Raw genomic sequence first — 21,568 nt, 5'->3', positions numbered from 1 at the left:
CCCCGATGCGCCGCTGGTCGGGTCGCGTGGTTGCCGGTAACAAGTACTTTGTCTGTTATGCAACCCTGGTCGTCCACCCCGCTGCCCGTCGTGCCCGGCTCGCCCCCGCCGTTGCGCCTTTTCGACACCGCCACCGGTGAGGTCCGTCCCACGGCGCCGGGGAAGACGGCCCGCATGTACGTCTGCGGCATCACCCCCTACGACGCGACGCACCTCGGGCATGCCGCCACCTACCTGGCGTTCGACCTGGTCAACCGGGCGTGGCGGGACGCGGGGCACGAGGTGCACTACGTGCAGAACGTGACCGACATCGACGAGCCCCTGCTCGAGCGGGCGGCGCGCGACCAGGACGACTGGGTGGTCCTCGGCATGCGGGAGACCGCGCTGTTCCGGGAGGACATGGAGTCGCTGCGGGTGCTCCCGCCCCGGCACTACATCGGCGCGGTCGAGGCGATGTCCGAGATCAGCGCGCTGGTGGACAAGCTGCTGGCCTCCGGCGCCGCGTACCGCATCGGCGACCCCGAGTACCCGGACGTCTACCACGACAGCGCGGCCACCCCCGACTTCGGCTACGAGTCGCGTTACGACGAGGCCACCATGCTGCGCTACTCCGCCGAGCGCGGCGGTGACCCGGACCGGCCGGGCAAGCGCAACCCGGTGGACGCCCTGCTGTGGCGGATGGCCCGGCCGGGGGAGCCGTTCTGGGACAGCGAGCTGGGCCGGGGCCGCCCCGGCTGGCACGTGGAGTGCACGGCGATCGCGCTGAACCGGCTGGGCGCGCAGATCGACGTGCAGGGCGGCGGCTCGGACCTGATCTTCCCGCACCACGAGTTCGGCGCCGCGCACGCCGAGGCGCACACCGGCCAGCACCCGTTCGCCCGGCACTACTGCCACGCCGGCATGATCGCGCTGGACGGGGAGAAGATGTCCAAGTCACGCGGCAACCTGGTGTTCGTCTCCCGGCTGCGGGCGGACGAGGTGGACCCCATGGCCATCCGGCTGGCGCTGCTCGCCGGTCATTGGCGCGCCGACCGGGCCTGGATGCCCGAGCTGCTGACCGAGGCGCAGGCGCGGCTGGCCGCCTGGCGGGAGGCGGTCCGGCTGGACGCCGGGCCGGAGACCGCCGCGATGATCGGCCAGCTGCGCGAGCGCCTGGCCGACGACCTGGACACGCCGCGTGCGCTGCTCGCGGTGGACGCCTGGGCGCGGGACGCGCGGAACCGGGCCGGACGGGACCCGGACGCGCCGCGGCAGGCCGGGGAAGCCATCGACGCGCTGCTCGGCGTGGCCCTCTAACTCCCAGGGAAGGGACGGACATGGCGCACAACGTGCTCGGCGGTGAGCTCGAACCGTGCAGCATGGACCCGTTGACCGGCTTCTACCGCAACGGCTGCTGCGACACCGGGGGTGACGACGCCGGGGTGCACACCGTCTGTGTGCGCCTCACGTCGGAGTTCCTGGAGTTCAGCAGGTCGGTGGGGAACGACCTGTCCACGCCCCGCCCGGAGTTCGGCTTCGCCGGCCTCAAGCCGGGGGACCAGTGGTGCCTGTGCGCCTCCCGGTGGTCCCAGGCGCTGGCCGCCGGGCAGGCCCCGGAGGTGGTGCTGGAGGCGACCCACGCCAGGACGCTGGAGTGGGTCGACCTCGACGACCTGCGCCGGCACGCCGCCACCCGCTGAGGCCTCAGCCGCCGTAGGGCTGGACGGCCCGGCCGGCGCGCAGCGTGCGCGCCCACCACACCAGCCGGTCCAGCAGGACCTTCGCGGCGGCGGTCGGCCCCTCCGGGTCCTTCAGCTCGCCGGAGCCGTCGAACAGCTGTGGGTACATGTGGAAGCTCACCGTGTCCCGGATGCTCATCGCGTGCAGCTCGGCGAACACCACGCGCAGCGGCTCGACGGCCCGCAACCCGCCGGACAGCCCGCCGTAGCTGACGAACCCGAGCGGCTTGGCCTGCCAGTGTTGCGGCCCGACGCCGTCGATCGCGGCCTTCAGCGGGCCCGGGTAGCTGTGGTTGTACTCCGGGGTGACCACGACGACCGCGTCCGCCGCGCCGATCCGCCCGGTGAAGTCGGCCGGCTGCTCGGCCAGGTCCAGCACGCCGACGTCGAGGTCGGTGCGGGGCGTGGCCTGACCGACGAACCAGTTGGCCACCACCGGTCCGAACCGGCCCTCGCGGACGCTGCCGATGATCACCTCCGCCCGTACCGGGTCGGTCCAGCCGGTCTCTCGTGTTGGTGCGCTCATCGGTGGTTCTGCCTCCCGGCGTTGGGTCCGGTCGGTCGACCGGCTCTGCCGGGTAGGCTAGAATCTCAACTAATATTGAGGTCAAGGGCGAGAGGGTGACGGCATGCACCAGCCGGCGTGGGACAAGGGCGAGCTGACGGTCGGCCAGCTCGCCGAGCGCAGCGGGGTGGCCGTCTCCGCGCTGCATTTCTACGAGCGGCAGGGCCTGATCCACAGCCGGCGCACCTCGGGCAACCAGCGGCGGTACCGGCGCGAGGTGCTGCGCCGGGTCGCCCTGATCCGGATCGCGCAGCGGGTCGGGATCCCGCTCGCGCAGGTCCGGGAGGCGCTGGACGGGCTACCCGACCGGCGCATCCCGAACCGCAAGGACTGGGAGCAGCTCTCCCAGCGCTGGCACGACGAGCTGACCGAGCGCATCCACTTCCTGGAGCAGCTGCGCGACGAGTTCACCGAATGCGTGGGCTGCGGCTGCCTGAGCATCGACAAGTGCCGCATGGCCAACCCGTACGACACCCTCGCCGCCCAGGGCGCGGGCCCGCGCCGGCTGATCGAAGAACCTAGCTGACGACGAGCTCGTGGCCGGACAGGCGGGCGAACTCGGCGCTGTCGAAGTTGATGTAGTTCTCGCACACCCGGCCGTCCCGCACGGTGATGCAGTCCGCGCCGTTCAGCTGGAACCGCCCGTGCTTCCCGGTGGCGTGCATCACCCAGCGCACGAAGCCGTGCTCGCCGTTCATCGCCCCGGCCGGCACCTCCAGCCGGATGTCCGGCAGCAGCGCCATCAGCTTCTCCAGTGCGCCGACATACGCCTCCGTGCCGCGCACGACCTGGTTGCCCGGCCAGTGCCCGACCACGTCGTCGGTGACGAAGCCGGGCAGCGGCGCCGGGTCCGGCGCGGCCCAGTACTGCGCGAACAGCTCGGGCGTCCATCCGATCGCGGTGTTGGTCATTGTTGCCCTCCAAAGTCGTCTCTGACGTGAGGGCTCCAGGTTCTCGCCGCAGCCGGAGGCAGATCAATTACCCACGAGGTAAGGGGATACATGTCAGGGTGTCGCCACCAGGGTGATCGCCGATCAAGCCCCGGGTCCGGGAGCGGCCGCGCACGCCGGCCCGGCCGCTTCCGGCACCGCCGAACGGCCGTGGCGTCCTGATGATCAGTGGTCGCGGGGAATGCGAGATTTGTAGTTCGTGGAGAGCCGCGCGGGAGTTCGCCGCATCCAGCGTTGGCCGGTCGGAACCGGTCAGTGGCGGCTGCGGCCGCCGGGGCGCCCCGGTCCGCCGGAGCCGCCGGGGCCACGCCGGCGCAGGTAGCGCTCGAAGTCGGCGGCGATGGACTCGCCGGTGATCTCCGGCAGGTCAGACTCCGACTCCGCCCGCTCCTCCAGCGAGCGCACGTACTCGCGCACCTCGTCGTCGGCGTCGGCCATCTCGGTGACCGTGCGCTCCCACGCCTCGGCCTGTTCCGGAAGCCCGCCCAGCGGCACCTCGACGTCCAGCACCTCTTCCACCCGGTGCAGCAGCGCGACCGCCGCCTTCGGGTCCGGCGCCTGGGACACGTAGTGCGGTACCGCCGCCCAGAACGAGATGGCCGGGATCCCGGCCCGCACGCAGGCGTCCTGGAACACCCCGACGATCCCGGTGTTGCCCTGGTAGCGGGAGGCCTCCAGGCCGTACTGGGCGGCCGAGTCGGTGTCGTACGCGGTGCCGCTGACCGGCACCGGGCGGGTGTGCGGAATGTCGGTGAGCAGCGCGCCGAGGGTGACGACCGTGGTGGCGCCCAGCTTCTCCACGTACCGCAGCAGCTCGCCGCAGAACGCCCGCCAGCGCATGTTCGGCTCGATGCCCCGGATCAGCACGATGTCGTGTTCCGCCCCGGGCGGCCGGCACACCGACAACCTGGTGGTGGGCCAGTCGATCCGCCTGGTGATGCCGTCCACGAGGTGAACCGTCGGCCGGGTCACCTGGAAGTCGTAGTAGTCGTCCGGATCGATGGCCGCGAGAGGTCGGGCGTCCCAGCTGAGCTCCAGATGCTCGACCGCCGTGCTGGCCGCGTCACCGGCGTCGTTCCACCCCTCGAACGCGGCCACCACGATGGGCTCCACCAGCTGAGGGGGCTGGACAGCGTCGCTGTCGGACACGCTGTCGACGTCGTGCCACGACAGCGAGCCCGCCTCGCGATCCTGTGGTTCCTGCGCGCTCATCGGCTCAGCCTACGGCCGCGCGACCGAATGTGACTTGTTCGGGCGTGTCATCGCACGTCACGCGCGCGCCGGGATCACCGGTGGGCGGGAGGACTATCCTTGCTGTTATGCCGACAGCCGACGACTCGCCCTTGTTGCGCGCCCTCACCGACCGGGTTCTCATCGGTGACGGAGCGATGGGCACCATGCTGCAGTCGGCCTCCCTCAGCCTGGACGACTTCGCCGGGCTGGAGGGCTGCAACGAGATCCTCAACGACACCCGGCCGGACGTGGTCGAGCAGGTGCACCGGGACTTCCTCGAGGTCGGCGTCGACCTGATCGAGACCAATACCTTCGGCACCAACCTGGCCAACCTGGCCGAGTACGACATCGCCGACCGGATCCACGAGCTGGCCGAGAAGGGCGCGGTGCTGGCCCGCCGGGCCGCCGACCAGTTCAGCACCCCGGACCACCCCCGGTTCGTGCTCGGCTCGGTGGGGCCGGGCACCAAGCTGCCCACCCTCGGCCATGCCTCCTTCGCCGACCTGCGCGACGCCTACGTGGAGTGCACGCGCGGGCTGCTGGCCGGCGGCGCGGACGCCATCCTGATCGAGACGGTGCAGGACCTGCTGCAGGCCAAGGCGGCCGTGATCGCCGCGCGCCGGGCGATGGCCGCCGAGGGTCGCCAGGTGCCGATCATCACCCACGTCACCGTGGAGACCACCGGCACCATGCTGCTGGGCAGTGAGATCGGCGCCGCGCTGACCGCGCTGGAGGCGCTCGGCGTGGACCTGATCGGGCTGAACTGCGCCACCGGCCCGGCCGAGATGAGCGAGCACCTGCGGCACCTGTCCAAACAGGCCCGCATCCCGATCTCGGTGATGCCGAACGCCGGGCTGCCCGAGCTGGGCCCGGACGGCGCGGTCTACCCGCTGCGCCCGGATGCGCTGGCCGAGGCGCTGGCCGGGTTCGTCCGGGAGTACGGCACGCGCCTGGTCGGCGGCTGCTGCGGCACCACCCCGGACCACCTGCGCCAGGTGGTCGCGGCGGTGCGCGAGGCCACCCCGGCGACGCGCGACCCGCGACCGGAGGCCGGCGTCTCCTCGCTGTACGCCCCGGTGCCGTTCCGGCAGGACACCAGCGTGCTGATGATCGGCGAGCGGACCAACGCCAACGGTTCCAAGGCGTTCCGCGAGGCGATGCTGGAGCAGCGCTGGGAGGACTGCGTGGCGATCGCCCGGGAGCAGACCCGGGACGGCGCCCACCTGCTCGACCTGTGCGTGGACTACGTGGGCCGGGACGGCGCGGAGGACATGGCCGAGCTGGCCGGCCGGCTGGCCACCGCGTCCACCCTGCCGATCATGCTGGACTCCACCGAGTCGGCCGTGCTCCAGGCCGGCCTGGAGCGCCTCGGCGGCCGGTGCATCGTCAACTCGGTCAACTACGAGGACGGCGACGGCCCGGAGTCCCGGTTCCAGAAGACCATGGTGCTGGTCCGCGAGCACGGCGCGGCCGTCGTGGTGATGTGCATCGACGAGGAGGGCCAGGCCCGTACCAGGGACTGGAAGGTCCGCGTCGCCTCGCGCACCATCGACGACCTGGTGGCCAACCACGGCATGCGGGTGGCCGACGTCGTGGTGGACTGCCTCACCTTCCCGATCACCACCGGGCAGGAGGAGGTCCGCAAGGACGCGGTGGAGACCATCGAGGCCATCCGCGAGCTGAAGCGCCGCTACCCGGACGTGCAGACCACCCTCGGTGTCTCCAACGTCTCGTTCGGGCTGAACGCGGCCGCCCGGCAGGTGCTCAACTCGGTGTTCCTGCACGAGTCGGTGGACGCCGGCCTGGACACCGCGATCGTGCACGCCTCCAAGATCCTGCCAATGTCCAAGATCCCCGACGAGCAGCGCGAGGTGGCGCTGGATCTCGTGTACGACCGGCGCCGTGAGGGCTATGACCCGCTGAGCCGGTTCATGGAGCTGTTCGAAGGGGTCACCGCGTCCTCCGCGCGGGCCGGCCGGGCCGAGGAGCTGGCCGCGCTGCCGCTGTTCGACCGGCTGGAGCGGCGCATCGTGGACGGCGAGCGGCCCGGGCTGGACGAGGACCTGGACGCCGCCCTGGACGAGCGGCCGGCCCTGGACATCATCAACGACACGCTGCTCTCCGGCATGAAGACGGTGGGCGAGCTGTTCGGCTCCGGCCAGATGCAGCTGCCGTTCGTGCTGCAGAGCGCCGAGGTGATGAAGGCGGCGGTGGCCTACCTCGAGCCGCACATGGAGAAGAGCGAGGACGACCAGGGCAAGGGCACCATCGTGCTGGCCACGGTCAAGGGCGACGTGCACGACATCGGCAAGAACCTGGTGGACATCATCCTGTCCAACAATGGCTTCACCGTGGTCAACCTGGGCATCAAGCAGCCCATCTCCACCATCCTGAGCGCCGCCGAGGAGCACCGGGCGGACGCGGTCGGCATGTCCGGGCTGCTGGTCAAGTCCACGGTGATCATGAAGGAGAACCTGGAGGAGATGAACTCCAGGGGAGTGGCGGAGAAGTTCCCGGTGCTGCTCGGCGGCGCCGCGCTGACCCGTTCCTACGTGGAGAACGACCTGGCCGAGCTGTACCAGGGCCAGGTCAGCTACGCTAAGGACGCCTTCGAGGGCCTGCGGCTGATGAACTCGGTGATGGCGGAGGCGCGCGGCGAGGCCCCGGCGGAGTCCGAGGAGGAACGGGCCAAGGCGGCCGAGCGGAAGGCCCGGCACGAGCGCTCCCGCCGGATCGCGGCCAAACGCAAGGCGGCCGAGCCGGAGACACCCCCGCCCACCCACTCCGACGTGGCCACCGACGTGCCGTTGCCCACCCCGCCGTTCTGGGGCACCCGGGTGGTCCGGGGCGTTCCGCTGGCCGACTACGCGTCCATGATCGACGAGCGGGCCACCTTCCTCGGCCAGTGGGGGCTGCGCGGCTCCCGGGGCGGCTCCGGGCCGAGCTACGAGGAGCTGGTGGAGACCGAGGGCCGGCCCCGGCTGCGCTACTGGCTGGAGCGGCTGTCCACCGAGGGCGTGCTGGCCAACGCGGCGCTGGTGTACGGGTACTTCCCGGCGGTGTCCGAGGGCAACGAGCTGGTCGTGCTGGCCGAGCCGAGCGCGGACGCCCCGGAGCGCTGCCGGTTCGCCTTCCCCCGCCAGCGCCGGGACCGCAACCTGTGCCTGGCCGACTTCTGGCGTCCCCGCGAGCTGGCCCGGGCCAACGGCGAGGTGGACGTGGTGCCGTTCCACCTGGTCACCATGGGCCAGCCGATCGCCGACTACGCGAACGAGCTGTTCGCCAAGGACGCCTACCGGGACTACCTGGAGGTGCACGGGCTGGGCGTGCAGCTCACCGAGGCGCTGGCCGAGTACTGGCACCGGCGGATCCGCGAGGAGCTGCGCTGGTCCGGCGGGGGCAGCGTGGCGGCCGAGGACCCGGAGGACATCGAGGCCTACTTCAAGCTGGGCTACCGGGGCGCCCGGTACTCGATCGGCTACGGCGCCTGCCCCGACCTGGAGGACCGCCGCAAGATCGTCGACCTGCTGGAGCCCGGCCGGATCGGCGTGGAACTGTCCGAGGAGCTGCAGCTGCATCCCGAGCAGAGCACCGACGCGCTCATCGCCCATCACCCGGAGGCCAAGTATTTCAACGCCTGACAACCACCGGCCGCTCGCGGTGTTGTGGGACATGGACGGCACACTGGTCGACTCCGAGAAGCTCTGGGACATCTCGCTGAACGCGCTGGCCCGCCACCTGGGCGGGGAGCTGTCGGCCGAGGCCAGGGTGGCCATGGTCGGCGGCTCCCGGTGGCGCACCATGGAGATGCTGTTCGACGACCTGGGCCTGCCGAGGGACGCCGCCACCATGACCGATGCCGGCGAGTGGCTCACCGAGTACACCGGGAAGCTGTTCACCGGTGGGCTGCCCTGGCGGCCGGGTGCGCTGGACGCGCTGCGCATGGTGCGGTCCACCGGCGTGGCCACCGCGCTGGTCACCTCGACCGAGCGGCGGCTCACCGAGCGGGCGCTGGACAGCATCGGGCGGGAGCACTTCGACATCACGCTGTGTGGCGACGAGGTCACCGCCACCAAGCCCGACCCGGACCCCTATTTACGCGCCGCGCAACGACTGGGCGTGGAGCCCGGGGACTGCCTCGCGGTCGAGGACTCGCCGACCGGTGCGACGTCCGCCGAGGCCGCCGGGTGTGCCGTGCTGGTGGTGCCGTGCGAGGTCCCGGTGCCGTCCGGACCCCGGCGTGTGCAAAGGGACACGTTGACCGGTCTCACCGAATCCGACATGCGCGGTTACTGGGCGCAGATCCGACATCCCGACCACTGGTCGTCACAGAAGGCCCATTCGTCACCGACCGTCGCGGATCAGTGATACTTGGCAGGTGCCGCCGGCCGCGCCGCAGCGGCCGTCAGCAGACGTCGTGTCGTGCCTTACCAGCCCCGCGGTGGTTGACAGTCGACACTCGTTGTGGAAGGGAGCACGACTCTTGAAGACTTTCGATGGCCTGTTCGCCGAGCTGTCCGACAAGGCGCGCACGCGCCCGGACGGTTCCGGCACCGTGGCGGCGCTGGATGCCGGCGTGCACGCCCAGGGCAAGAAGCTTCTCGAGGAAGCCGGCGAGGTGTGGCTGGCCGCCGAACACGAGGCGGACGACCAGCTGGCCGAGGAGATCTCCCAACTGCTCTACCGCATCCAGGTCGTGATGCTCGGCCGAGGGCTCAGCCTGGAAGACGTCTACAAGTTCCTCTAGCCACCCCGCAACGTCCGAAGCGAACTCGTCAGGAGAGAAGTCATGCTCCGCGTCGCCCTGCCTAACAAGGGAACGCTCGCCGACCCGGCCAGCACGATGATGCGCGAGGCCGGTTACCGGCAACGCAACGATTCCCGGGATCTGAGCATGCTCGACGAGGAGAACCAGATCGAGTTCTTCTACCTCCGTCCGAAGGACATCGCCACCTACGTGGGCAACGGTGACCTGAACCTGGGAGTCACCGGGCACGACCTGATGAACGAGTCCGGCAGCCCGGTCCGGCAGATGCTCCAGCTCGGGTTCGGGTTCTCCAAGTTCCGGTTCGCCATCTCCGAGCACGAGGACTGGAAGCTCGAGGACCTGGCCGGTAAGAAGATCGCCACCTCGTACCCCCGGCTGGTGCGGGCGCACCTGGCCGCCCAGCGCATCCAGGTGGCGGAGATCGTCAAGCTGGACGGCGCGGTCGAGATCTCCATCCAGCTGGGCCTGGCCGACGCGATCGCCGACGTGGTGAGCTCGGGGCGCACGCTGCGCCAGCACAACCTCAAGATCATTGGTGACCCGATCGCCGAGTCGGAGGCCACCCTGATCGAGCGGGAGCCCCGGCACGACCGGCGGGACAGCCTCGAGATCAAGTCCGAGAAGTCCATCTTCCTGGAGCGGCTGCGCGGCGTGGTGTACGCCCGCCAGTACCTGATGCTGGACTACGACTGCCCGAAGTCCCAGCTGCCCGCTGCCGAGAAGGTCACCCCCGGCCTGCAGTCGCCGACGGTCTCGCCGCTGGCCCGGGAGGGCTGGGTCGCGGTGCGCGCGATGGTGCGGGTCAGCGAGGCCAACCTGGCGATGGACCGGCTGGCCGCCATCGGCTGCACCGCCATCCTGACCTCGGTGATCCGGTCCTGCCGGGCGGTTGACGGCCGGTCCGCGGCCCGGATGGATCAGCTGGGCGCCTGAGCCGGCGTACCCGCGCGCGCCGAACTGGGCGCGCGCTCGGTCGGCCGGTTGCTCGGCGGTGGCCGCGCCGCGCGGCCGGTTGCTCGGTGGCGGCCCGGCCGGGGGCTACTCGGCCCGGTCCAGCCGGTTCTCGGCGGCCGCCGCGTCCGGCTCCGGCCAGCCCGGATACTCCGGTGGCGTGCCGCCGAAGGCCGGGCACAGCTCCTGGTGGCTGCACCAGGAGCACAGCTTGCTCGGGTTCGGCCGGAAGTCGCCGGTGCGCCCCGCGCGCAGGATCGCCGCCCACATCGCGTCCAGCGTGCGGGCGAACCGGCGCAGCTCCGGCTCGTCCGGCCGGTAGGTCAGCGCCTCGCCGTCGGCCAGGTACATCAACCGCAGCTGGCTGGGCACCACGCCCCGGGTGAGCAGCAGCACCAGCGCGTAGAACTTCATCTGGAACAGGGCGCGGGCCTCGGCCACCTGGCGGGGCGCGGCCCCGGTCTTGTAGTCCACCACCCGGACCTGGCCGGTCGGCGCCACGTCCAGCCGGTCCACGTAGCCGCGCAGCAGCAGCCCGGACTCCAGCTCGGCCTCCACCAACTGCTCACACGCCTCCGGCTCCAGCCGGCGCGGGTCCTCCAGGGTGAAGTAGGTGTCCAGCAGCGCGCTGGCCGAGCCCAGCCACTCGGCCAGCTCGGCCTCGGCGTCCTCGGCGCTCTCGAAAAGCGCGTCGGCGAGCTCCGGCTCGGTCTCCGCCAGCTCGGCCCAGACCGGCTCGACCAGCTCCCGGGCGCGTTCGGGCAGCCGCTGCGCGGCGGGCAGCTGGTAGAGCCGCTCGAGCACGGAGTGCACCACCGTGCCGCGCACCTGTGCCCTGCTCGGCCGCTCGGGCAGCCGGTCCACCGCGCGGAACCGGTAGAGCAGCGGGCACTGCTTGAAATCACCCGCCCGCGACGGGGACAGCGCCGGGCGGCGCCGGGGGGCCTGCGCCTCGCCGTCGGGGGCCGATTCGGCCATCACCGTTTCCGTCACGACCCGAAGCCTAGGCGATGCCCCTGACAGGAATTCGTCGCGGCGGTTACCGGGCGTTGGCCTGCGGTCGCGCTCGGTGGAAGTGGGAAGCACCAGGGCCGTGGCGTGCCGGTTGATCGCTGTCCGTGGTGGTTGAGCCGCGAAAATCGCGGTTGTACCGCCACAGCCGGCGATCATGCTCGCTGACCGCGGCGGTGGTCACCAGGTCTGGCGTTCGTGCCTGGGGCGCGGCCGGCAACGCCGCGGAATCCGCGCGGACCGGGGGATCAGTCGTCGTCGCTCCGGCCGCCGCGCGAGGAGCTGTGCTCGCGGTCGCCGCGTGACCGCGAGCCGGAGTCATGGTCGCGGTCGCGTGATCGGGAGTGGCTGCGCCGATCGCCGTCGTCGTCCCGGGAGCGCCGGGAGGAGGACCGGCGGGACTCGCTGTGGTCCCGGCGGGCGGACTCGATGGTCCGGTCGATGTCCCGGTCGAGATCCCGCGAGCTGTACTTGGAGCGCCGGGAGCCGGAGTCGTCCCGGCCGGACCGGCGGGACTTGTAGGAGTCGGAACGCTCCCGGCGGCCGGACTCGATGGCCCGGTCGATGTCCCGCGAGCTGTACTTGGAGCGCCGGGAGCCGGAGTCGCCCCGGCCGGACCGGCGGGGTTCGCCGTCGTCGATGCCGTACTCGCGGTGCATCGAGTCGATGTAGTCGTCGATGTTCTGGCTGGAACTCTGGCCGGAGCCGCGGCTTTCTCCGGACCGGCCGGAGCGCTTGGCCGCCTCCTCGCGCCGCTTGGCCCGGGCGGCGGCGTCCGCGACCTTGTTCATGTCGCCGCTCTCCAGCGCGCGGGCGATGTCCGCCGCGTCCCGCATCCGCTCCCGGTCGGTGTACTCGCCGGAGCGCGAGGGGGCGTTCCCTTCCCCGTTGGGCACGACGTAGGTGGTGCTCGGGCGCTGGGGTGCCGACCGGCCGCGGGGCTGGGTGCTCTGGGGCTGGGTGTCGCGGGGCCGGGAGGACGGACCGATGAACGAGTCGTCGGACACGCGGTCGACGTCCCTGGTGACCGGCTCGTCCGCGCCGCGCGGGGCGGTGCTCTCCCGCCGGTTCGCGGTGGGCCCGGGCAACCGGGGGTTGGCCAGGACGCCGCCCTCGCGCCGGGTACCGGGCTGACCGGGGCCGACGCCGCCGTTGTTGGGCTGCCCGGCGCCCGGCGAGGCCGGTGAGCCGGGTGAGGCTGGCGAACCGGGCGAGTTCGGCCCACCGCCGAGCACCCCGCCCCGGCCGGGCGCCTGCCGCTGGCCGGGATCGTTGCCCGGCGCGCCGTCCAACGGGCCGGGCCGGGCCGGCGCGGGTCGGGTGCCCGGGGTGGGTGGCTTCGGGGCGGCCAGCACGTCCGGCTTGCTCGGCAGCTCCGGCTTGGTCCGGCCGGGCACCGGGGGAGCGCCGTTGCCGATGTCCTTGCGGTCCGGTGAGGTGGGCTCCTTGTTGGCCAGCACGTCGGGCATCGACGGCCGGCCGGGCAGCGGCTCCCGGTTGCGCTGCCCCTTGTTGTCGATCAGGTTCCGGACCCGGGAGGTGATCGATCTGGTGGCCGGCTCATCCGCCGGCAGCGGGCTGGCCATGGCGTCGTGCAGGCCCTTGCGCAGGCCGTCCAGCTCGCGCTGCTGGGTGACCCGCTGGCGCAGCCGCATGCTCCGCTGGTCCTGCAGCTGGGCGGCGATGCGCCGCTCGTCCGAGGTGAGCTGGCGGCGCCTGGGGGCGCTCTCGATGGCCCGCTCCAGCCGGTCCACCTGCTGGTCGGTGTCCGACAGCCGGGACCGGGCGTCCTGGATGGACTGCCAGTTGGCCAGCTCGGTGACCAGTGAGTCCCGTCGCTGCCGCAGCAGGCTCCGGCGGGTCTGCAGGTCGCGCACCTCGCGCAGGTTCGGGTCGATCCGCGCCTCGGGCGCCGAGGCCACGGCGTCTTCGGTGGCGTCGATGTCGGCCAGCTGGGCGTCCAGGGAGGCCAGGCTGACCTGGGCCTGGTGCGCCCACTGCTGCTCGGCCTCCGGCGTGCCGGCCAACCAGGGCGAGATCACGCTGCTGACGCCGGAGGAACCCGGTGGCGAGCTCGCGGTCATCAGGCCGCCGCCGGTGACCAGCAGGCCGGCCGACCCGAGCACGGCGGCGGCCCGGAACCGGCGGGCCCCGATCTCGGCGAGGATCTTCCGCCGGCGGTCGGGGCCGGGCAGGGTGGCGAGCGGGGGGAGGGGCTGCGCGGCGGGGTGGGGCTGGGCGGGAGCGATGGGCAGCGGCGGGGCCGAGGCGGAACGCTGGGCGCCCTCGCGCCGCATCTGCCGGGCCACCGCGCGGTGCGCGGCGGTGCAGTACTTCCGCTGCGGGCGCCCGTCGGGCTCGGGCTGGATGACGACGTAGCAGCCGGGAAGAGCGCAGCGCCTACCCTCGTGAGCTGTCATCTCCCCCGTCCCACCAGGAAGTCCAAACCGAAACCGCGAGCGGAATGTCGGTCCCCGATCCTCCATCCGGGCATGGTCAAAGTACCCGTTGACCATGCCGGTGTCACCCCTCTTCGCCTGCGCATTCGGGCACGTGAGAGCCCTAATTGACGCCTATCAGTACACTCATTCCACTCATCTCAAAATGAGTCGGTGGAATGCCGCGGACCTCCCGGCGCGGGCCTTTCGATCACCCCGATAGCGTGGCACTCCATGTCGTCCCCAGAACCTCAGCTCGGTCCCTCCGGGGCCCGCGGCGTCTTCCGGCCCGGTGACCGGGTGCAACTGACGGACCCCAAGGGGCGGCGCTACACGCTCACCCTCGAGACCGGCGGGCAGTACCACACGCACCGGGGCGCGCTGGAGCACGACGCCCTGCTCGGCGCCCCGGAGGGCAGCCTGGTCACCTCCGCCACCGGCACCCCGTACCTGGCGTTCCGCCCGCTGCTCTCGGACTACGTGCTCTCCATGCCGAGGGGCGCACAGGTGATCTACCCGAAGGACGCCGCGCAGATCCTCATGTGGGGGGACATCTACCCGGGTGCGCGGGTGCTCGAGGCCGGCGCGGGTTCCGGGGCGCTCGCCTGCTCGCTGCTGCGGGCGGTGGGAGATCACGGTTCGGTGATTTCTTACGAAGTTCGGGCCGACCACGCCGAACACGCCGAACGAAACGTGACCCGGTTCTTCGGCTCCGCACCACCCAACTGGGCCTTGCACACACAGGATGTTTCTGATTTCTCCGGGGAGGTCGACCGGGTGGTCCTGGACATGCTCGCGCCGTGGGAGGTGTTGCCGACGGTAACCAAGGCGCTGTTGCCCGGCGGAGTGCTGACCGTGTACGTCGCCACCACGACGCAGCTCTCCCGAATCACCGAAAGTTTGCGTGAGCAGCGGTGTTGGACCGAGCCCCAGTCATTCGAAACATTGCTCCGACCGTGGCATGTCGTGGGACTCGCGGTGCGCCCGGAACACCGCATGATCGGTCACACGGCGTTCATCTTGACCACTCGCCGGCTCGCCGACGGCGTAGCGCCGCCCCGTCCGCAACGCCGTCCGACCGGTCGATGAGAAGACAAAGTTATCGCTGAGTAACGTCAAGCTGTCATCTGGCTGAGTGCTGGATCACCGATCTGACCTACCGCGATTGTCGCCCCCGACAGGTACCGTGTGGAAACGGAACACGGAGGGGAGGCAGCCGTGAACCACTACGAAGGCTCCGAAGGCCGCGATATGAGGGCTGAGAGGCGCACGCCGGAAGGGCAGGCTCCGACCAAGGCGGAGCTGACCGCCCAGATCAGGTTCCTCGAGGACGAGGTAGCCCTGCTTCGCCGCAAGCTGACCGAGTCGCCGAGGCACGCGCGCGTACTCGAACAGCGTCTCGCCGAGTCGGCCAGCCGGTTGTCGCAGCTCAGTGCCCGCAACGAGAAGCTGACCGAGACGCTGCGTGAGGCGCGGAGTCAGCTTGTCGCACTGCGCGAGGAGGTGGACAGGCTCGCCCAGCCGCCCAGCGGCTACGGCGTGTTCCTCTCCGGGTACGAGGACGGCACGGTGGACGTGTTCACCGCGGGGCGCCGGATGCGCGTCGCGGTCTCGCCCGCCGTGGAGGCGACCGACATCGGCAAGGGCCAGACGGTCCGGCTGAACGAGGCGCTCACCGTCGTCGAGGCCGGCGACTTCGAGCGCACCGGTGAGGTGTGCGCGCTGCGCGAGGTGCTGCTCGACCCGGGCAGCGAGTTCGGGTCGCGCGCACTGGTCGTCGGGCACGCGGACGAGGAGCGGGTGGTCTGGCTGGCCGACCCGCTGGTCGCCGGGCCGGACAAGCCGGACGTGGTGCCGCTCAAGCCGGGTGACTCCCTGCTGGTGGACACCAAGGCCGCGTACGCCTACGAGCGGGTGCCGAAGGCCGAGGTCGAGGACCTCGTGCTGGAGGAGGTCCCGGATGTGGCCTACGAGGACATCGGTGGCCTCGGCCGGCAGATCGAGCAGATCAGGGACGCGGTGGAGCTGCCGTTCCTGCACGCCGAGCTGTTCCGGGAGTACGAGCTGCGGCCGCCCAAGGGCGTGCTGCTCTACGGCCCGCCCGGCTGTGGCAAGACGCTGATCGCCAAGGCGGTGGCCAACTCGCTGGCCAAGAAGGTGGCCGAGGCGCGCGGCGAGTCCAGCCGCGACGCCAAGTCCTTCTTCCTGAACATCAAGGGCCCGGAGCTGCTCAACAAGTTCGTCGGCGAGACCGAGCGGCACATCCGGCTGATCTTCCAGCGGGCTAGGGAGAAGGCCTCCGAGGGCACCCCGGTGATCGTGTTCTTCGACGAGATGGACTCGATCTTCCGGACCCGTGGCTCGGGTGTCTCCTCGGACGTGGAGACCACGATCGTGCCCCAGCTCCTCAGCGAGATCGATGGCGTCGAGGGCCTGGAGAACGTGATCGTGATTGGCGCGTCCAACCGCGAGGACATGATCGACCCGGCCATCCTGCGGCCGGGCCGGCTGGACGTGAAGATCAAGATCGAGCGTCCGGACGCGGAGGCGGCGCAGGATATCTTCTCCAAGTACCTGACGCAGACGCTGCCCATTCACGCCGACGACGTGACCGAGTTCGGCGGCAGCCGCAAGGCCTGCGTGGAGGCGATGATCCAGCGCGTGGTCGAGCGGATGTACGCGGAGACCGAGGAGAACCGGTTCCTGGAGGTCACCTACGCCAACGGGGACAAGGAGGTCCTGTACTTCAAGGACTTCAACTCCGGCGCGATGATCCAGAACATCGTGGACCGGTCCAAGAAGGCGGCCATCAAGTCGGTGCTGGAGACCCGCCAGCCCGGCCTGCGGGTGCAGCACCTGCTGGACGCCATAGTGGACGAGTTCGCGGAGAACGAGGATCTGCCGAACACCACCAACCCGGACGACTGGGCGCGCATCTCGGGCAAGAAGGGTGAACGGATTGTGTACATCCGCACCCTGGTGACCGGGAAGAACACCGAGTCCGGACGGGCGATCGACACCGCGTCGAACACCGGCCAGTACCTGTAGACACGCTCTGCCAGGGCGAACGGAGTAAGTGCGCACTGTGCTGCTCATCACTGCCGGGCGGCACAGTGCGACCCGGTACGCCTCAAGTAGCATGATCTCGGCTGCTTGGGGGTGACGTGGCGCACACGCGCTGGTTGAACGACGACGAACAGCGGGCGTGGCGCGCCTGGCTGGCCGCGAACAAGCTGCTGATGACCGAAATGGATCGTCAGCTGCAGGATGAAGCGGGCATTCCGCATACTTATTACGAGATTCTGGTGCGCCTCTCCGAGGTGCCGGACCGGGCGTTGCGGATGTCCCAGCTGGCCGTCTCGTCCATGTCCTCCCGCAGCCGCCTCTCGCACGCCGTGGCGCGGCTGGAGGAGGCCGGCTGGGTGCGCCGGCGGGAGTGCCTGACCGACCGGCGCGGCGCAGTGTGCGAACTCACGGAAGCGGGTCTGGACGCGCTGCGCGAGGCCGCCCCCGGACACGTCGACGTGGTCCGCTCCAACCTGTTCGACCAGCTCACCGAGGAACAGGTGACCCAGCTGCGGGAGATCTGCGAGGCCGTGGCGAACCACCTGGGCGGCGAGGGCATCTGGCCGCTGGGCGAGAACCTCGGCTGACCCGGTCGCGCCGACGGTTGCGGCGCCCGACAAAGACCAGCGCGGAACGCGCTGGCTGAGCGCGCGCCCAGTTCGGCGCGCGCGGGAGAGGATAGGCTCGGTAGCTATGAGCGCTCGGCGGATTATGGGTACCGAAGTTGAGTACGGCATCTCGGTACCCGGGGATGCCACGGCGAACCCGGTGATCACCTCGACCCAGGTGGTGCTGGCCTACGCGGCGGCGGCCGAGCTGCCCCGGGCCAAGCGCGCCCGGTGGGACTACGAGGTGGAGTCTCCGCTGCGCGACGCGCGGGGCTTCGACCTGTCCACCCCGAGCATCCCCACCAGCACCGACTCCGAGCTGGACGACCTGGGGGCGGCGAACGTCATCCTCACCAACGGCGCCCGGCTGTACGTGGACCACGCGCACCCGGAGTTCTCCACCCCCGAGGTGACCACGCCGAGGGACGCGGTCATCTGGGACAAGGCCGGCGAGCGGGTGATGGAGGAGGCCGCGATGCGGTCGGCCACCGTGCCGGGCACCCCGCCCATCCAGCTGTACAAGAACAACGTGGACGGCAAGGGGGCCAGCTACGGCACCCACGAGAACTACCTGATGTCCCGGTCCACCACCTTCCCGGCGATCATCACCGGGCTCATCCCGTTCTTCGTCACCCGCCAGGTGATCTGCGGCGCCGGGCGGGTGGGCATCGGCCCGAGCGGCGACGAGGCCGGCTACCAGCTGTCCCAGCGCTCGGACTACATCGAGGTCGAGGTCGGCCTGGAGACCACGCTCAAGCGCGGGATCATCAACACCCGGGACGAGCCGCACGCGGACGCCGACAAGTACCGCCGGCTGCACGTGATCATCGGTGACGCCAACATGGCGGAGACGTCCACGCTGCTCAAGATGGGCACCACCGCACTGGTCCTGGACATGATCGAGGCCGGCCAGCGGTTCGACGACCTGCGCCTGGCCGAGCCGGTCCGCTCGGTGCACTCGATCAGCCGGGACCCCAGCCTGCAGGCCAAGGTGGAGCTGGCCGACGGCCGCCGGATGACCGGGCTGGACGTGCAGTGGGCGTACTTCGAGCGGGCCCGCGACCACGTGGAGCGCACCCAGGGCGCCAGCGACGCGGACGTCGACCCCGTCACCGCCGAGGTGATGCGGATCTGGGGCGAGGTGCTGGACGCGCTGTCCCGCGACCCCATGGAGTGCGCCGACCGGCTGGACTGGCCGGCCAAGCTGCGCCTGCTGGAGGGCTACCGGGCCCGGGACAACCTGGCCTGGTCCTCGCCCCGGCTGCATCTGGTGGACCTGCAGTACTCCGACGTGCGGATGGCCAAGGGCCTGTACAACCGGCTGGTGGCCCGGGGCTCGATGAAGCGGCTGGTGGACGAGGAGCAGGTGGTGGCGGCCATGCGCCGGCCACCGGAGGACACCAGGGCCTACTTCCGGGGCCGCTGCCTGGAGCGCTACCCGACCGCCGTGGCCGCCGCCTCCTGGGACTCGGTCATCTTCGACCTGGGTCGGGAGTCGCTGGTGCGCATCCCGACCCTGGAGCCGCTGCGTGGGACCCGTAACCACGTGGGCAAGCTGATTGACGCTTCTGAGACCGCCGAGGAGCTGGTCACCGCCCTCACGCGGGGGTGACCAGCGCGGGACGCGCTTGCGTGGCGTGCGCCCAGTTTGGCGCACGCGGGAGACTCCGCGAGTTGCGGTGGGTGTTTGTCGGCTCGGGTAGGTAGTGTTCATATCAGCAGGACCACCGATCGGGAGGCGTCATGGCGCAGGAGCAGACCCGGCGACAGGGCGGCGGCGATGGTGACGGCGACGACGACGCGAGCGCCGCGCCGGCCGGCCAGGAACGCCGTGAGAAGCTGGGAGAGGACGTCGACACGATCTTGGACGAGATCGATGACGTGCTCGAGGAGAACGCCGAGGACTTCGTCCGGGCATACGTACAGAAGGGCGGCGAGTAGCCAACCGCCGGCCCGTATCGTCCAGTGCCGCCGGCCCGAGGGGCCGGGGGATCCGCAGTGGGGTAATGCCCTGCCGACCTGAGCTAAGGAGTAGAAGCGCCGATGGACCCGAGGTCGGCACGGGGGCCCGTGAGCCCGGTCAATGCCGCGCTCCCCGCCGAGTACTTCACCCCCGGCGTGTCTTCTTTCACCGACTTCCTGGCGTCCGTGGCGCCGCACCTGCTGCCCGGGGCGGTGCGGCCGGACGCAACGGTCACGTCGGCGGGCGGCCTGGAGATCCCGCACGGCACCACGCTGGTCGCGCTCACCTTCTCCGGCGGCGTGCTGCTCGCCGGTGACCGCCGGGCCACCGCCGGCAACATGATCGCCCAGCGGGACATCGAGAAGGTCTTCGTCACCGACAGCTACTCGGCGGCCGGCATCGCCGGGGTGGCCGGGCTCGGGGTGGAGCTGATCCGGCTCTACACCCTGGACCTGGAGCACTACGAGAAGATCGAGGGCGTAGCGCTCTCCCTGGACGGCAAGGTGAACAAGCTGTCCGGCATGGTGCGCGCCAACCTGGGCGCCGCGATGCAGGGGCTGGCCGCGATCCCGTTGTTCGTCGGGTTCGACACGGATGCGAGCGACCCGGCCCGGGCCGGCCGGATCGTCAGCTTCGACGTCACCGGCAGCAAGTCGGAGGAGCACGGCTTCACCGCCATCGGCTCCGGTTCGCTGTTCGCCCGTTCGGCGCTGAAGAAGACGCACAACCCGGAGGCGGACGAGGCCGGCGCCGTCCGGGCCGCCGTCGAGGCGCTCTACGACGCCGCCGACGACGACACCGCGACCGGTATGCCGGACGTCTCACGGAACATCTTCCCGGTGGTCATCACCATCACCGCCGCCGAAGGGGCGGTGCGCCACCCCGACGAGCAGATCGGTGAGGTGGCGCGCGCCGTGCTAGCCGATAGGCTTACCCGGCCCGGCGGCTAGCCCCGACCGGCCCGTTCCCTTTCGCGACGACCTCAGGAGCCCAACCAGTGACGCTGCCGTTCTACGCCTCCGCCGAGCAGGTGATGCGGGACCGCTCGGAGCTGGCCCGCAAGGGCATCGCCCGGGGCCGCAGCGTGACCGTGCTGACCTACGCCGGCGGCGTGCTGTTCGTGGCGGAGAACCGCTCCACCGCCCTGCACAAGGTTTCCGAGATCTACGACCGGATCGGCTTCGCGGCGGTCGGCCGGTACAACGAGTTCGAGAACCTGCGCACCGCCGGGATCCGCATCGCGGACGTCCGGGGCTACTCCTACGACCGGCGCGACGTCACCGGGAAGTGGCTGGCCAACGCCTACGCGCAGACGATGGGCGCGATCTTCACCGAGCAGCAGAAGCCCTACGAGGTTGAGCTGTGTGTGGCCGAGGTCGGGCCGACCGCCGACGACGACCAGCTCTACCGCATCACCTACGACGGCTCGATCAGCGACGAGCCCCGGTTCGTGGTGATGGGTGGCCAGACCGATCCGATCAGCGCCAAGCTGCGGGACTCCTACTCCGACGGCATGGAGCTGGCCGACGCCGTCGCGGTGGCCGTGCGCGGGCTGCAGTCCGCCTCCCCGGGCGGTTCCGGCGCCGGCGGCTCGGGGTCGGGCACCAACGGGGGCGGCTCGGCGGACCGGCTGCTCGGGGTGAACGCGCTGGAAGTGGCCGTACTGGACCGCAGCCGCCCGCGCCGGGCCTTTCGTCGCCTACAGGGTGCCGCCCTGGCCGCCCTGCTGCCCGAGGAGAACCGCGCGGCCGGCAAGAAGGACGAATCGAGCGGTGACAAGGGCGACGACAAGGGCGACGGCAAAGCCTGATTTCAGCTTTCCGGCCCGGTGCCGAACACGTTGTGCTGGGTGTTGTGGTTGCCCACCTGAACGGCCTGGGAACCCCGCAAGTCGATCTGGTATTTGCCCGCGCGGGCGCCCACGGTGTCGAGCAGCGCCATCAGCCGCTGCGCCGCCTCGATCACCGCCCGGTCATTCCCGGCGTCCACCTCGACTAGCTCGGCCTCCAGCGCGGGTCGCCACGCTTCCGGCCGCTGCTCGTACTGCTCCAGCGCCGCCGCGCCGGAGTTGCGATCGGAGAAGAGGCGTCCCACGAGCTCTTTCAGCTCGGCGTACGCCTCCTTGACCGCCTCCGTCGCGGTGCCCTGCAGACCCGACGCCAGACCCGCCGTCAGCGCACCGACGATCAACGACACCGGTTCCATCCGCACACCCCACTCCAGACAGGCCACGACCACTATCCTGGCCAGCGCCGGAAAAGTCACCTCCGTGTCCTCTTCGCAACGTTAGGGGCGGC

General features: G+C 70.9%; 20 protein-coding genes. 14 read left to right on the top strand and 6 right to left on the bottom strand.

The window, feature by feature from the left end:
* The first annotated feature begins 57 nt into the window (after positions 1 to 57).
* On the top strand, positions 58 to 1,296 hold the full coding sequence (gene mshC, locus ABEB12_RS13410; RefSeq protein WP_185061514.1) for a cysteine--1-D-myo-inosityl 2-amino-2-deoxy-alpha-D-glucopyranoside ligase: 1,239 nt from the start codon (positions 58 to 60) through the stop codon (positions 1,294 to 1,296).
* Positions 1,297 to 1,316: 20 nt separating this feature from the next.
* Positions 1,317 to 1,679, top strand: coding sequence for a DUF2237 family protein (locus tag ABEB12_RS13405; protein ID WP_185061515.1), 363 nt, complete (start codon positions 1,317 to 1,319; stop codon positions 1,677 to 1,679).
* 4 nt (positions 1,680 to 1,683) lie between these two features.
* Here ABEB12_RS13405 and ABEB12_RS13400 read toward each other — a convergent pair whose 3' ends face one another.
* Positions 1,684 to 2,244: an NAD(P)H-dependent oxidoreductase gene (locus ABEB12_RS13400; RefSeq protein WP_185061516.1), complete on the bottom strand. Its 561-nt coding sequence runs from the start codon at positions 2,242 to 2,244 to the stop codon at positions 1,684 to 1,686.
* Positions 2,245 to 2,347: 103 nt separating this feature from the next.
* On the opposite strand from ABEB12_RS13400, the gene soxR reads away from it, so the two are divergent.
* On the top strand, positions 2,348 to 2,809 hold the full coding sequence (gene soxR / locus ABEB12_RS13395; RefSeq protein WP_185061517.1) for a redox-sensitive transcriptional activator SoxR: 462 nt from the start codon (positions 2,348 to 2,350) through the stop codon (positions 2,807 to 2,809).
* On the opposite strand, the gene ABEB12_RS13390 is transcribed toward soxR, so the two are convergent.
* Positions 2,802 to 3,194, bottom strand: a complete 393-nt coding sequence (locus tag ABEB12_RS13390; protein ID WP_185061518.1) for a nuclear transport factor 2 family protein — start codon at positions 3,192 to 3,194, stop codon at positions 2,802 to 2,804. The genes soxR and ABEB12_RS13390 overlap by 8 nt on opposite strands.
* A 291-nt stretch (positions 3,195 to 3,485) precedes the next feature.
* The gene (locus ABEB12_RS13385) at positions 3,486 to 4,445 is read right to left on the bottom strand and encodes a PAC2 family protein (RefSeq protein WP_185061519.1); all 960 of its coding nucleotides are present in this window, start codon (positions 4,443 to 4,445) and stop codon (positions 3,486 to 3,488) included.
* Between the two features lie 107 nt (positions 4,446 to 4,552).
* On the opposite strand from ABEB12_RS13385, the gene metH reads away from it, so the two are divergent.
* From metH to hisG, 4 genes are all read left to right on the top strand, one after another.
* Positions 4,553 to 8,107, top strand: a complete 3,555-nt coding sequence (gene metH, locus ABEB12_RS13380) for a methionine synthase (RefSeq protein ID WP_185061520.1) — start codon at positions 4,553 to 4,555, stop codon at positions 8,105 to 8,107.
* Positions 8,108 to 8,138: 31 nt separating this feature from the next.
* Positions 8,139 to 8,834 carry an HAD family hydrolase gene (locus ABEB12_RS13375; RefSeq protein WP_185061521.1) on the top strand — a complete coding sequence of 232 codons (696 nt, stop codon included), beginning with the start codon at positions 8,139 to 8,141 and terminating at the stop codon, positions 8,832 to 8,834.
* A 115-nt stretch (positions 8,835 to 8,949) separates the two neighbouring features.
* Positions 8,950 to 9,213: a phosphoribosyl-ATP diphosphatase gene (locus ABEB12_RS13370; RefSeq protein ID WP_185061522.1), complete on the top strand. Its 264-nt coding sequence runs from the start codon at positions 8,950 to 8,952 to the stop codon at positions 9,211 to 9,213.
* Positions 9,214 to 9,255: 42 nt separating this feature from the next.
* A complete protein-coding gene (gene hisG, locus ABEB12_RS13365; RefSeq protein WP_185061523.1) occupies positions 9,256 to 10,167 on the top strand; it encodes an ATP phosphoribosyltransferase in 912 nt (303 codons plus the stop codon).
* 105 nt (positions 10,168 to 10,272) lie between these two features.
* Here hisG and ABEB12_RS13360 read toward each other — a convergent pair whose 3' ends face one another.
* Both ABEB12_RS13360 and ABEB12_RS13355 read right to left on the bottom strand, forming a co-directional pair.
* Complete coding sequence (locus ABEB12_RS13360) at positions 10,273 to 11,163, bottom strand: PD-(D/E)XK nuclease family protein (protein WP_185062974.1); 891 nt, start codon at positions 11,161 to 11,163, stop codon at positions 10,273 to 10,275.
* Between the two features lie 281 nt (positions 11,164 to 11,444).
* Complete coding sequence (locus ABEB12_RS13355; RefSeq protein WP_185061524.1) at positions 11,445 to 13,616, bottom strand: hypothetical protein; 2,172 nt, start codon at positions 13,614 to 13,616, stop codon at positions 11,445 to 11,447.
* Between the two features lie 252 nt (positions 13,617 to 13,868).
* Here ABEB12_RS13355 and ABEB12_RS13350 point away from each other — a divergent pair, with 252 nt between their 5' ends.
* From ABEB12_RS13350 to prcA, 7 genes are all read left to right on the top strand, one after another.
* On the top strand, positions 13,869 to 14,723 hold the full coding sequence (locus ABEB12_RS13350) for a tRNA (adenine-N1)-methyltransferase (RefSeq protein ID WP_185061525.1): 855 nt from the start codon (positions 13,869 to 13,871) through the stop codon (positions 14,721 to 14,723).
* A 162-nt stretch (positions 14,724 to 14,885) separates the two neighbouring features.
* Positions 14,886 to 16,682: a proteasome ATPase gene (gene arc / locus ABEB12_RS13345; protein WP_185061526.1), complete on the top strand. Its 1,797-nt coding sequence runs from the start codon at positions 14,886 to 14,888 to the stop codon at positions 16,680 to 16,682.
* Between the two features lie 116 nt (positions 16,683 to 16,798).
* Positions 16,799 to 17,287, top strand: coding sequence for a MarR family winged helix-turn-helix transcriptional regulator (locus tag ABEB12_RS13340; protein ID WP_345702777.1), 489 nt, complete (start codon positions 16,799 to 16,801; stop codon positions 17,285 to 17,287).
* A 106-nt stretch (positions 17,288 to 17,393) separates the two neighbouring features.
* Positions 17,394 to 18,920: a depupylase/deamidase Dop gene (gene dop / locus ABEB12_RS13335; protein ID WP_185061527.1), complete on the top strand. Its 1,527-nt coding sequence runs from the start codon at positions 17,394 to 17,396 to the stop codon at positions 18,918 to 18,920.
* Positions 18,921 to 19,051: 131 nt separating this feature from the next.
* Complete coding sequence (locus ABEB12_RS13330) at positions 19,052 to 19,249, top strand: ubiquitin-like protein Pup (RefSeq protein ID WP_185061528.1); 198 nt, start codon at positions 19,052 to 19,054, stop codon at positions 19,247 to 19,249.
* A 102-nt stretch (positions 19,250 to 19,351) separates the two neighbouring features.
* On the top strand, positions 19,352 to 20,221 hold the full coding sequence (gene prcB, locus ABEB12_RS13325; RefSeq protein WP_185061529.1) for a proteasome subunit beta: 870 nt from the start codon (positions 19,352 to 19,354) through the stop codon (positions 20,219 to 20,221).
* A 47-nt stretch (positions 20,222 to 20,268) separates the two neighbouring features.
* Positions 20,269 to 21,081, top strand: coding sequence for a proteasome subunit alpha (gene prcA, locus ABEB12_RS13320; RefSeq protein ID WP_185061530.1), 813 nt, complete (start codon positions 20,269 to 20,271; stop codon positions 21,079 to 21,081).
* 2 nt (positions 21,082 to 21,083) lie between these two features.
* Here prcA and ABEB12_RS13315 read toward each other — a convergent pair whose 3' ends face one another.
* Positions 21,084 to 21,536, bottom strand: a complete 453-nt coding sequence (locus ABEB12_RS13315) for an RIP homotypic interaction motif-containing protein (RefSeq protein WP_185061531.1) — start codon at positions 21,534 to 21,536, stop codon at positions 21,084 to 21,086.
* Positions 21,537 to 21,568: the final 32 nt, after the last annotated feature.

The sequence above is a fragment of the Actinospineispora eucalypti genome, from assembly GCF_039543365.1.
Classification (GTDB): domain Bacteria; phylum Actinomycetota; class Actinomycetes; order Mycobacteriales; family Pseudonocardiaceae; genus Pseudonocardia; species Pseudonocardia eucalypti.
Note: the sequence above shows the minus strand (reverse complement) of the source record. Positions and strands in the feature narration are given on the sequence as shown.